This window comes from Ruegeria sp. C12, assembly GCF_056537745.1.
Genome location: NZ_JBQFSA010000001.1, coordinates 983422 through 995584 on the forward strand (window position 1 = coordinate 983422; position 12163 = coordinate 995584).

The following is a 12163-nucleotide window of genomic DNA, read 5'->3' on the forward strand; positions in this document are numbered from 1 at the left end:
AGACGGAGACACATGCAATGAAATGCAACCATGCGATGCAGGGTAAGGGGATGAAGGCATGAGTGTCCGTGACGCGGTTCTTGCAAACCTGAAAAAGATCACGGACCCGGTGTCCGGTCAGGATATCGTCAGCGCCGGTGTCGTGCGCGCGCTGAATGTCGAAGGTGATACCGTGCGGTTTGTGCTCGAGATCGATCCCAAGCAGGCCGAACGCATGGAACCCGTGCGCGCCGCTGCCGAACAGGCCGCGCAGATGGTGGACGGTGTCGCCAAGGTCTCGGCCATGTTGACCGCGCATTCCGACAAGGCCCCGCCGGATCTGAAGCCCAAGCCCAAACCCTCGCAAACCGGGCCGCAGGCGGTTCCGGGTGTGGATCGGATCATCGCCGTTGCCTCGGGCAAGGGTGGCGTGGGTAAATCCACCGTGTCAGCCAACCTCGCCTGCGCCTTGGCGGCCGAGGGTCGGCGCGTGGGCCTGCTGGATGCGGATGTCTACGGCCCTTCGCAGCCCCGGATGCTGGGTGTCTCGGGGCGTCCGGCCAGCCCGGATGGCAAGACGATCCTGCCGCTGCGCAACCATGGCGTCACCATGATGTCGATGGGTCTGATGACCAACGAAGGGCAGGCGGTTGTCTGGCGCGGACCCATGCTGATGGGTGCGCTGCAACAGATGATGAGCCAGGTGCAGTGGGGTGCGCTGGATGTGCTGATCGTCGATCTGCCACCCGGCACTGGCGATGTGCAACTGACGCTGAGCCAGAAGTTCCAGGTGGACGGCGCCATTGTCGTCTCGACCCCGCAAGATGTGGCCCTGATCGACGCCCGCAAAGGGATCGACATGTTCAATCAGCTCAAAACGCCCATCGTGGGCATGATCGAGAATATGTCGACCCATATCTGTTCCAATTGCGGGCATGAGGAGCATATCTTTGGCCATGGCGGTGTCACCGCAGAGGCCGAGGCGCTGGGCGTCCCGCTGCTGGGTGAAATTCCGCTGCATCTGGACATCCGTCTGGCCGCTGACGGAGGCGCGCCCATCGTCGTCACCAAGCCCGACAGCCCGCAGGCCGAAGCGTTCCGCAAGATCGCCCGCGACATGATTGCCAAGGGGAACGCATGACCGAACCGGTCTTCCCTCCGCTGCTGACGGGCCATCCTGCGCAGGGCGGGGAAGACCCGTTTGAGAAGGCGCAGGCCATGGCGGCGCTGGGCTGTGATGCAGGGTCGGTGGTCTACAACATTCAGGCCGACCGCTTGCGCGTGGCCATCGTCTTCGCGCCCGAGGTGCCATTGCAGGATGCCATGGCGATGCTGCCGTTGTGCGCTGTGGGGTTCCAGAATGCGCTGGGCGCGCTGGCCCCGCCCGAAGTGGCCGTGCATCTTGGTTGGGACGGGCTGATCTGCGTGAATGGCGCGAAATGTGGACAGTTCCACGTCGCAGCCTCGACCACAGACCCGGATCAGATGCCCGACTGGCTGGTGATCGGTTGGGAATTGGCGCTGCTGCAAACCAGCGATGCGCCGGGGAATACCCCGGACATCACCGCGCTGTATGACGAAGGCTGCGCCGACGTATCTGCGACCCAACTGGTGGAAAGCTGGTCACGGCACATGCTGACATGGCTCAACCGCTGGCAAGAGGACGGCAACGCGCCGTTGCACGGCGAATGGCTGGGCCTTCTGCGTGGCGTCGGGGAACCGCTGACCGACCGGGGCGTCTTTCTGGGCACGGATGAGCGGTTCGGTATGCTGATCCGGGACGGCGAAGACACCCACTTGCGCCCGCTGACAGAATTATTGGAGACGACCTGATGAAACTCGCCCGCGCGATCCATTTCGATGAAAGCGACATGAATGTGTTTCATTCCCCAGCGCGGGCCGGCGAATGGTGCATCTCGGGCGGGTTCGAATTTTCGAACTGGGGGCAGGGCGATCTTGAGGGGAAATCCCGGCAGGCCTTCGCCAATGGCTGGTTGGGGTTAGAGACCTTCGGGCGCGTGACATTTGTTGCGGTGACCCAGATCGAAGCGGCGGAAAAAGATCAGATCATCCAAAACCTGGCCGAACATTTCGTGCAGTTTTACGGCGCGCCATCGGTCGAGGACGCGCTGGGCGTGGCGCAGGCAGAAATCGAGCATATGTCGGAACTCTGCGATGAGCACGCGCCGAACACGCTGCTGACCGTGGCGCGTGAGCTGACCGAAAGCGGAGTACACGAGGCATTCCGCGTGATCACGCCGCAAGAAACCCAGCTAGAGGCGCTGGCGGTTCATGGGTCGCTGGACGATTAAACGTTGTCGACAAAGCCGCCGAACTGACCGCGCTTGAAGATCAGGCCCTTGCCGGTGCGGTACATCACCTGTTCCACCTGACCGACAAGGATCAGATGATCCCCGGCCTCGTGTTTGGCATGAAGCTGGCAGTCGAACCGGGCCAGACACTCGGCCAGTTGTGGGCGACCGGCTGCATCCAGTTCCCATTTGGCATGAGAGAAATCGGTGCCGTCGCGCGCGAATTTCAGCGCGGCGTCCTGCTGTTCCTGTGCCATGACATGGATTGCATAGTGCTGGCACCCGTTGAAGGCGTTGAAACGGTATGAATCCTTGGCAAGACACCACAGCACCAAAGGCGGATCCAGCGAGACCGAGGCAAAAGAGTTCACGGTGATCGCGCGCGGGCCGTTTTCCGTGTGCGTGGTTACGACCGTGACACCCGTTCCGAAACAGCCCAATGCCTCGCGGAAGGCGGTGCTTTGTTCGGGGCTGGGGGTGAATGTGTTTTCGGTCATTGCACGCTCTTGGTTCCGGCGCGCCTGAGGTGCCACGCGCCATCTGGTTTGTCCATCAAAAGCTTAATGTCGCGCGCATATTTCCCGATCAGTTGAGGTCTTCCAGAAGACGCCCATGTTTGCGTGTCTCGGCAATAACCGCGCCAAACGTGGTCATCTGCCTTGCCTGCAACATCGGCAGCATCCTGACCAAGGCCTCGGCCGTTGCGACGGCGTCCCCAAGGGCGGTGTGGCGCAGCGCCTCGGGGATGGTGACGTCCAGCCGGTCACACACAGCGTCCAGCGTATGCGTTTCGCTGGCCCCAAACAGGACCGCCGACAGCAGAACGGTGTCCAGAATGGGGTGATCCCATTCGACATCCATGCGTTTCGCATGACGGCGCAAAAAGGCCATGTCGAACGGCGCGTTATGTGCGACGATCACGGCGTCGCGTGCGAATTGGTGAAACACCCGTCCGGCCTGCGCGATATCCGGCGCGCCCTGAACCATGTGGTCGCTGACCTTGTGCACTTTGGTCGAGGCTGCGGGGATCGGGATGCCCGGATCGACCAGCATGTCCAACTGCTCGCCCTCGACGATGCGCCCTTTGATGACACGCACTGCGCCGATCTGAACGATTTCATCCTTGTGCGGCAAAAGGCCGGTGGTTTCGGTATCAAAGACGACGAAGCACAAATCCGACAGGGCGCGCTGCTCGAACGCTTCCTCTGCAGCCGTGGTCAGCAGGTCGAAGTCATAAACCAGGGGGCGGGCGGCCTCAGGCGCAATCCGCGCGGCGCTGTCGTCGAAGATCAGCATATAGCCCGGCGCATCGCCCAAAGGCTTCATACGAGCCTGATAGCTTTGATTGCCGTCAATGCTGATCAGGGTGCATTCGACATCCATGCCGGTCTTGGTCAATCGGGCATAAGCTTTCTCAAGCGGCTCGGGATTGAGGTATTCGAACAGGGACGCGTTGAGGCGTGGGTGTGCGATCTGCGCCAAAACCTCTGCCGCCTGCGAGTCATAAAGAACGATCTTGTGCGATGGGCTGGACAGCAGCATGGCCACCGGAATCTCGGTCAACAACGCGGTCAGGCGTTGCTTTTCCGCGGCTAGATTGGCGGTTTCGGCGGCGACTGCCTCGGCGATATTCAGGGTTTTGTCGGATAGCTGATCCGCCAATCCCGCAGCGGCAGGGGCCAGATCACCCAGATATTTCGCCGCATCAACATCCATATCGGTGCTGACCCCGGCATGAGCACGGGCCCGTAATTCAGCCGAGAGGCGCTCAATGGGCTTGGCGACGTTGTCGTCGAACAACAGCCAAACCCCCGCGATCAATGCCAGCAATCCAAACCCGATCAACAGGCCCGAGAAGACAAAGGCATCCAGCAGTTCCGGCATGTCTGCGCGGGCATAGCTGACCCACAGCGCAACGGTGCTGACGGTCACCCCGCCAGCGGCAAGAAGGCAGAAGAACAGAAAAATCCGGATCCGAAGGCTGAGGCGGGTCAGCATGGTTACACTCCGCAGGTTGCCTCGATAATCGGGTCGCCGGTCTCGGCTGTGATCCAGTCGGCGTTCAGCAACTGACCGTCATCGCCAAATTCGGCCCCATCCGCCAGGCTCGCACGGCGATATTCGGCGCAGTTCACGGCGACGGGCAGTTTGGAGACCGGTGACCAGCGGCCAAAGAAATACAGATCGACCAGACGCTGATCTGGCACCTGATCGTTGGTCTTCACGGAGACCGTATCAATCGCGGCGAACCGGTCCACGAAGGGCACCGCATAGGTCCAGGGACGATAAAACGCGCGGCTTTCGACCTCTTGGATCACCGCCAGACTGTCTGGCAGAGTGTCCCGGGTGCGGTCATACCAGGAATACTCGCTGGCGATCGTCATCCCGATCATCCCCAAACCTGCCGCAACCGGAGTGGCCCAACGCGGCAACAGACCGCCCGTCAGTTTGTTCAGCACCATCACGATCCCGGCAAAGGCAAAGCCCGCGAATATTGTGCCGATCAGTTCCAGAAACATGCGGTTCCTCCAGTTTTCGGGCGCGACACGCCCCTTCTTCTCGTTCCAAATACGGTCGCCGAAGGCGATCCCTTGTGCGACACAGGCGCAGGTTTAGCCTAACATCCCCTTGCCGTGACCCACAGCCGATTGCATCGTCTTGATGACAACAAACGCGTCCCGCAAATGGCTGCGCTCAAAATCCGACAGGTCCGAGGGCGGCAGGTAATTATCCGGTTCCCGTCCAGCTTTCACAATCCGGACCTGATGTTCCAGCCGGGTTTCCGCGATCAGGTCATAAGCATCCAATAGGTCCCGCGCCCCAGACGGGCTGAGAACGCCTGCTGCCTCGGCAGCTTTCAGGCGCGCGCGGGTGTTTGCCTCGGTCAATTGCCCTTGCAAGGTGTAGATCCGGGCCAGATCGACCACGGGCACGACGCCGTTATGCTTCAGATCCAAAGTGTTGCGATGCTCACCCGAGCGGATGGTGGCAAACCCGCGCAGCAAGCCCAGCGGCGGAGTATGCTTCAGCGAGTTCGAGATCATATGCGCCACAAAGATCGAGTTCGAACTGGCCGCTTTCAGCGTGTTGGCGTGCAAATCGGCAAACAGCTCGAACGCGCCGCCGATGGGGCGAAGGTCAAACATGACCGAGGCCAGCATCTGCGCCTCGGGGTTGGGTTTGGCAATCCAGCCGCTGAAATACTCGCGCCAGACCCGCACAGGCTGGCACCAGCGCGGATTGGTCGCCATCATGTCGCCGGGGCAATAGAAATATCCGCACACGTCCAGCCCGTCCGAGACGAACTTCGCAAGTGATTGGAAATAGGGCATATCTGCGTCGGAGGCGCTGTCATCCAACATCAGGCAATTGTCCTGATCGGATACACCTGTCTGTTCCTGCCGCCCTTGTGAACCGCAGGCCAGCCACAGGTAAGGAACCGGCGGTGGCCCCAGTTTTTCCTCGGCCAGCGCCAACAGCCGTCTTGTGGCTGTGTCGGCAATATCGGTGATCAGCCGGGTCACGATCTCGTGCCGGTTGCCCCCGGCCACAAGCTGCACCAGAAGCTGCGGGATCTCTGCCGTGACCTTGGCCATGTCCTCGGCGCTGTTGGCATTGGCGATGCGGCGCACCAGCTCCGCCGAACTGACGGCCTGATAGTGGGTCAGGTCGGTTTGCGTTACGATCCCGACCAGACGCCCCCCTTCGCAAATCGGGATATGGCCGATCCCACGCTCCATCATCACATGCAGCACATCCGATCCGATGTCCGAAGGCGAAAGCGTTATGGGGTTCGACGTCATGATCTGCGAGACCGGCGTGTCCGTTGGCAGCGCATCGGCCACGTATTTTCCCGAGATGTCCCGCAGCGTGGCAATTCCCACCAAGCCATCGGCATCCGTCACGCACAGGGATGAAATGCGCTTGTCACGCATGATGCGCGCTGCGTCTTGCACCGGCGTCGCAGGGGGGCAGGTGGCCGGGTTATGCGCCATCAGCGTGTCGATGGCACTGGTTGCCAGACTTTGCGGACCGGCCCGGTCGCCGCGTGACCGGTCAAAGAATTTCGATACGATTTCGTGCCCGTCGATCAGCTCGCGCACCAGATCAGGCGGCAGAACGATCAGCACAGATGGCGAATGCGCCCGCGCTTTGGTGGCTGCCTTGCCGTCCTTCAGCAGCCCGCGTTCGCCAAAGGAATTACGCAGCCCAAGTTGCGAAACCACAGCGCCGTTTTCATCGGATATTTCGACCTGACCTTCGTAGATCAGAAATACGCCGGGCAGGGTATGGCCCAGATCATAGACTTCAGAGTCCTCGTCGACCTCCCACACTTCGATCTGCTGGGCGATATCCGCCAGCACCGAGTCGGGAAGCGCGTCATAGGGGTGTACGGATTTCAGAAACCGGGTGATCTGGTCGTGGGACAGGGGCATCAGATACCTCCGGATGGTCTGAGTAAAAATCCCGCCCGGTGGAATGCCGGGCGGGAACAGTAAGTCGAAAGACGCGGCACATAGAGGTTATCCATGCACCGCATCATGCTCATTTATTCTGAGCTGCGCCAGCACCACGGGGAATGCGAACGCTTTCGACCAGATCTTTGATCTCCTGCGGAGTCTCTTTGGTCATACCGGCAACGACGTAGGCAACGCCGAAGTTGATCATTGCACCAATGGCGCCGAACGAGGTCGACTTGATCGGACCCAGCAGCGGGTCAGCATCGGTGAACGAGTTGGTGCCCGGAATGAACAGCCAGCCCTTGTGCAGGAAGATGTAGACCAGGGTCACAACCAGACCAGCCATCATGCCAGCAACCGCGCCGGTGTTGTTGATGCGGGTCGAGAATATCCCCATCATCAGCGCCGGGAAGATCGAGGCTGCCGCCAGACCAAAGGCCAAGGCCACGGTTTGCGCCGCAAAGCCCGGTGGGTTCAGACCCAGCCATGTTGCGACCACGATAGCCACGGCCATTGCGATCCGCGCCGCCAGAAGTTCACCCTTTTCAGAGATCGACGGGTTGATCGCACCTTTGACAAGGTCGTGGGACACCGCCGACGAGATCGCCAGCAACAGACCCGCAGCCGTGGACAGGGCAGCAGCCAGACCACCGGCAGCAACCAGACCCACAACCCAACCTGGCAGGTTGGCAATCTCCGGGTTCGCCAGAACCAGGATGTCGCGGTTGAACTTGGTCAGCTCGTTCCCAACCCAGCCTTTTTCTTCAGCGAGTGCCTGCATATCTGCATTGGCATCGTTGTAGTACTGGATCTTGCCGTCGCCGTTTTTGTCTTCCCAATCCAGCAGACCGGTTTTCTGCCATGTGGCCATCCAGTCATAGCGAGGATCGTTGTCGATTTCCTCGACCGACACGGCTCCGCCTTCGATGCCGCCATTGGGCCACATCATGTCACTGATGTTCAGACGCGCCATGGCACCAACCGCAGGGGCAGTCAGATACAGCAGAGCGATGAAGACCAGCGTCCAGCCAGCGGACCAACGTGCGTCAGACACTTTCGGCACGGTGAAGAAGCGCATGATCACGTGCGGCAGACCGGCGGTACCGATCATCAGCGACAGCGTGAACAGCACCATGTTCAGCGTGTTCGAATGGTGGGCCGTGTACTCGTTAAAGCCCAGCTCGGTCACGATCGCGTCCAGCTTGGTCAGCAGCGGCTCACCGCTTGCGGTATCGCCAAATAGACCCAGCGCCGGGATCGGTGTGCCTGTCAGCTGCAGCGAGATGAAGATGGCCGGGATGGTGTAGGCGGTGATCAGCACGCAGTACTGAGCGACCTGAGTGTAGGTCACGCCCTTCATCCCACCAAACACCGCGTAGGCAAACACAACTGCGGCACCGATCAGCAGGCCGGTGGTGTTGTCAACCTCGAGGAAGCGGCCAAAGGCCACGCCCACGCCGGTCATCTGACCGATCACGTAGGTCACCGACGCAACGATCAGACAGACAACCGCAACGACACGTGCGGTCTGGCTGTAGAAGCGGTCGCCGATGAATTCCGAGACGGTGTATTTGCCGAACTTACGCAGGTAGGGCGCAAGCAGCAGAGCCAGCAGCACGTAGCCGCCGGTCCAACCCATCAGGAAGGTCGAGTTGTCATAGCCGGTAAAGGCAATCAGGCCCGCCATCGAGATGAACGAGGCCGCAGACATCCAGTCTGCCGCTGTTGCCATACCGTTGGTGACCGGGTGAACGCCGCGACCGGCGGCGTAGAATTCCGATGTGGAACCCGCGCGGGCCCAGATCGCGATGCCGATGTATAGCGCAAAGGATGCGCCAACAAACAGCAGGTTGATGGTAAACTGATCCATTGTCCCCGCTCTCCCTTACTCTTCATCCACGCCGTATTCGGCGTCCAGCTTGTTCATGCGCCAGGCGTAGTTGAAGATCAGCACCAGAAAGACCAGGATCGAACCCTGCTGGGCGAACCAAAAGCCCAGATCGGTGCCGCCAACAGAAATGCCGGACAGCAGCGGACGCAGCAGAATGCCGAATCCAAACGACACCAGCGCCCAGATCGCGAGGCTGATGTAGATGAGGCGCAGGTTGGCCTGCCAATAGCCCTTATCGGCTTCGGCAGTCTGCGCGGAGTTTGTAGATTGATCCGCCATTGCGGGTTCCTCCTTCGCTTCCTCGTTGGGCGGCCCGTTGCCCAACTCCTCCAGTGCTGCGGGCCGCTTCTCGATGTTTCCAAACGCCCCGTGACGTCCGGCATAACTTCTCTGTTCCGCCAGGGCGGTTCATTGAAGTATTCTGTTGTAGGATCAAAGCCTTGCGGCCTTTCTCCTCCCCTTACTTCATCGCGTCGCTGACGATCACCTCCAGGTCGCGCGCGATGTCCTCAATCTGGCCCATGGCGTTTGTGCGTTTCAGCACGCCTTGGGTTTCGTAGTAGCTGATCAGCGGTGCGGTCTGCGCGTGATAGGCGGTCAGGCGCGAAGCCACCGTTTCCGCGTTGTCATCCGCGCGACGCTTGAACTCGGTGCCGCCGCAATTGTCGCAGGTGCCTTCAACGGCGGGCTGTTTGAACCGGTCGTGATAGCCTTCGCCACAGCCTGCGCAGGTGTAGCGGCCCGAAATGCGGATCACCATTTCGGCGTCTTCAACCTCAAGGCTGATTGCGGCGCTGATCTTCTGGTCGTTTTCCGCCAGCAAGGCATCCAGCGCCTCGGCCTGAACAGTTGTTCGAGGGAAGCCGTCAAGGATGACACCCTTGGCGCAATCGGGTTCCGCCATACGGTCGCGCAGGATGGCGATGACGATCTCGTCACTGACCAGATCGCCAGCCTCCATTACTGCTTTTGCCGCATTACCTGCCTCGGTGCCTGCGGCCACAGCGGCGCGCAAAAGATCGCCCGTGCTGAGTTGAACGAGGCCGAATTTGTCCTCAAGCATCCGCGCTTGCGTACCCTTCCCGGCGCCCGGAGGCCCGAGAAGGATCAGAACAGCGGGGGATATGGTCGTGGCAGCGTCCATCACATCCTCACTTATTCGCACGGTTTTCGATCAGGTCTTCGACAACCGAAGGATCGGCGAGTGTCGACGTATCGCCCAGGCTGTCAAAGTCGTTCTCGGCAATCTTGCGCAGGATACGGCGCATGATCTTGCCCGAGCGGGTCTTGGGCAGGCCCGGGGCCCACTGGATTACATCGGGCGAGGCAATCGGGCCGATCTCGGTCCGAACCCATGTGCGAAGCTCTTTCAGCAGGTCATCCGAAGGCTCGCGATCATTCATCAAAGTGACATAACAATAGATGCCTTGTCCTTTGATTTCATGAGGATAGCCCACAACAGCAGCCTCAGCCACAGCGGCATGCGCCACCAGAGCGCTTTCCACCTCGGCCGTGCCCATACGGTGACCGGATACGTTGATTACGTCATCCACACGGCCGGTGATCCAGTAATCGCCATCTTCGTCGCGACGGCAGCCGTCACCGGTGAAGTAATAGCCTTTGTAGTCCGAGAAATAGGTCTTCTCGAACCGTTCATGATCACCCCAGACGGTGCGCATCTGACCGGGCCAGCTGTCTTTGATGCACAGGACACCTTCGACGCCGTTGCCTTCGATCTCAACACCCGATTGCGGGTCCAGAACCACGGGCAGAATGCCAAAGAACGGCTTCATCGCAGAACCGGGTTTCATCGCATGTGCGCCGGGCAGGGGGGTCATCAGGTGACCGCCGGTTTCCGTCTGCCACCATGTATCCACGATGGGGCATTTGCCCTTACCGACAACGTCGTTGTACCAGTTCCAGGCTTCGGGGTTGATCGGTTCCCCCACCGTTCCCAGGGTCCGCAGATCGCTCAGGTCGCATTTCTCGACAAACTCGTTGCCCTGACCCATCAAGGCACGGATCGCAGTCGGAGCCGTATAGAACTGGTTGACCTTGTGCTTTTCGCAAACCTGCCAGAAGCGGCTGGCATCGGGATAGGTCGGCACGCCCTCGAACATCAGCGTGGTCGCACCATTGGCCAGCGGGCCGTAGACGATATAGCTGTGGCCGGTCACCCAGCCCACGTCCGCCGTACACCAATACACGTCGCCTTCGTGATAATCGAACGTGATCTCATGCGTCATGGCAGCGTAAACCAGATAGCCGCCGGTGGTGTGCACAACGCCTTTCGGTTGGCCGGTCGAGCCGGAAGTATAGAGAATGAACAGGGGATCCTCGGCGCTCATCTCGGCGGGCGCGCAATAGTCGTCTGCCTCTAAGGCCATCTCATTGTAATCATAGTCGCGGCCATCGATCCAGGTGGTCTGACCACCGGTGCGTTTGACGACAAGACATTTCACCGTGTCTTTGCAATGCAGCAACGCCGCATCCGCGTTCGATTTCAGTGGCGTCTTGCGCCCGCCACGCGGTGCTTCGTCGGCGGTGATGACAACCTTGGCATCGCAGCCGTTGATCCGCGCCGCCAGCGCGTCCGGCGAGAAACCGGCGAACACGATGGAATGGATTGCACCAATGCGTGCGCAGGCCAGCATGGCATAGGCCGCCTCGGGGATCATCGGCAGGTAGATCACCACGCGATCGCCTTTGCGCACACCCAGTGATTCCAGAATATTCGCCATCCGGCAGGTGCGGCGGTGCAACTCGGCATAGGTGATGTGCTGGGCAGGGTCGTTTGGATCATCCGGTTCCCAGATGATCGCCGTCTGATCTCCACGCGTCTCCAGATGACGGTCCAGACAATTGGCCGATACGTTCAGCGTTCCATCGGCATACCAGTTGATCTTGACCGAGCCAAAGCCGTAATCGACGTCTTTGACCTGAGAGAAAGGCTTGATCCAGTCAACGCGCTTGCCTTGTTCGGCCCAAAACGCGTCAGGGTCGCTGATCGAAGCTGCATACATCGCGTCATATTTCTCGGCATCGATATGCGCACGTGCGACGGTTTCTGCGGATGGCGGATAAGTCTTGGCATCTGCCTGGGCAGCGGTGGTCATTTTTGAGGCTCCTCCCTCTGGACTGGATATCACTGGGTCATTTCTTTCCCCAATATCGGGCAAAGTCGATCCCATTCCTCCCCGATCGCAGTATGGCCGGGTTCAGAAAATAATGAAATAAATTGCCGTAATCCTTGAATTTGTTTGTCAAAAAATTTCTTTCCGTTGGGTAAATTTGTAAACAAAATCTAAATTTTTGGTTAAATATTGTTAAAAAACAAAAGCTAAGTTGTAATGATGCCAACGGCGCTGGCTCGCCCTTAGGCTTCCATGTTGGGTGGGTGGATCCGCTGGATGCACCGATCAAGCGCCTCTCGAAGTGTCCGGCAAAACTTTGCCAATCTCTGTGCAGGGTTGGCATCGGCGAATGTTGGCGCTAGCTTTTTTCCAAGCGCCTCGGGAGGA

The 12163-nt window shown here is 59.8% G+C and carries 12 protein-coding genes; 3 read left to right on the forward strand and 9 right to left on the reverse strand.

Annotation, left to right across the window (positions count from 1 at the left end; genetic code table 11):
- Positions 1-58 precede the first annotated feature (58 nt).
- From ACR0C9_RS04625 to ACR0C9_RS04635, 3 genes are read left to right on the forward strand one after another with little or no spacing between them, the layout of a single operon-like run.
- Positions 59-1120: an Mrp/NBP35 family ATP-binding protein gene (locus ACR0C9_RS04625; RefSeq protein WP_170621666.1), complete on the forward strand. Its 1062-nt coding sequence runs from the start codon at positions 59-61 to the stop codon at positions 1118-1120.
- Complete coding sequence (locus ACR0C9_RS04630; RefSeq protein WP_480780488.1) at positions 1117-1812, forward strand: biotin/lipoate--protein ligase family protein; 696 nt, start codon at positions 1117-1119, stop codon at positions 1810-1812. Before ACR0C9_RS04625 ends, ACR0C9_RS04630 begins: the two co-directional genes overlap by 4 nt.
- The gene (locus ACR0C9_RS04635) at positions 1812-2291 is read left to right on the forward strand and encodes a DUF6505 family protein (protein WP_480780489.1); all 480 of its coding nucleotides are present in this window, start codon (positions 1812-1814) and stop codon (positions 2289-2291) included. Before ACR0C9_RS04630 ends, ACR0C9_RS04635 begins: the two co-directional genes overlap by 1 nt.
- Here ACR0C9_RS04635 and ACR0C9_RS04640 read toward each other — a convergent pair.
- From ACR0C9_RS04640 to ACR0C9_RS04680, 9 genes are all read right to left on the reverse strand, one after another.
- Complete coding sequence (locus ACR0C9_RS04640) at positions 2288-2788, reverse strand: flavin reductase family protein (protein ID WP_170621669.1); 501 nt, start codon at positions 2786-2788, stop codon at positions 2288-2290. The genes ACR0C9_RS04635 and ACR0C9_RS04640 overlap by 4 nt on opposite strands.
- Positions 2789-2876: 88 nt before the next feature.
- Complete coding sequence (locus ACR0C9_RS04645; protein WP_480780490.1) at positions 2877-4289, reverse strand: 3'-5' exonuclease; 1413 nt, start codon at positions 4287-4289, stop codon at positions 2877-2879.
- Positions 4290-4291: 2 nt separating this feature from the next.
- The gene (locus ACR0C9_RS04650; RefSeq protein WP_170451300.1) at positions 4292-4810 is read right to left on the reverse strand and encodes a hypothetical protein; all 519 of its coding nucleotides are present in this window, start codon (positions 4808-4810) and stop codon (positions 4292-4294) included.
- Positions 4811-4903: 93 nt separating this feature from the next.
- Entirely contained in the window at positions 4904-6727 is a 1824-nt protein-coding gene (locus ACR0C9_RS04655; RefSeq protein WP_480780491.1) for a DUF294 nucleotidyltransferase-like domain-containing protein, read from the reverse strand.
- 109 nt (positions 6728-6836) lie between these two features.
- Positions 6837-8621, reverse strand: coding sequence for a sodium:solute symporter family protein (locus ACR0C9_RS04660; RefSeq protein ID WP_170451296.1), 1785 nt, complete (start codon positions 8619-8621; stop codon positions 6837-6839).
- Positions 8622-8636: 15 nt separating this feature from the next.
- Positions 8637-8921 carry a DUF4212 domain-containing protein gene (locus tag ACR0C9_RS04665; protein WP_170451294.1) on the reverse strand — a complete coding sequence of 95 codons (285 nt, stop codon included), beginning with the start codon at positions 8919-8921 and terminating at the stop codon, positions 8637-8639.
- Between the two features lie 181 nt (positions 8922-9102).
- Complete coding sequence (locus ACR0C9_RS04670; RefSeq protein ID WP_170451292.1) at positions 9103-9786, reverse strand: adenylate kinase; 684 nt, start codon at positions 9784-9786, stop codon at positions 9103-9105.
- A gap of 7 nt (positions 9787-9793) precedes the next feature.
- Complete coding sequence (gene acs, locus ACR0C9_RS04675; protein WP_480780492.1) at positions 9794-11758, reverse strand: acetate--CoA ligase; 1965 nt, start codon at positions 11756-11758, stop codon at positions 9794-9796.
- A gap of 37 nt (positions 11759-11795) precedes the next feature.
- Positions 11796-12119, reverse strand: coding sequence for a hypothetical protein (locus ACR0C9_RS04680; protein WP_480780493.1), 324 nt, complete (start codon positions 12117-12119; stop codon positions 11796-11798).
- Between the last annotated feature and the right edge of the window lie 44 nt (positions 12120-12163).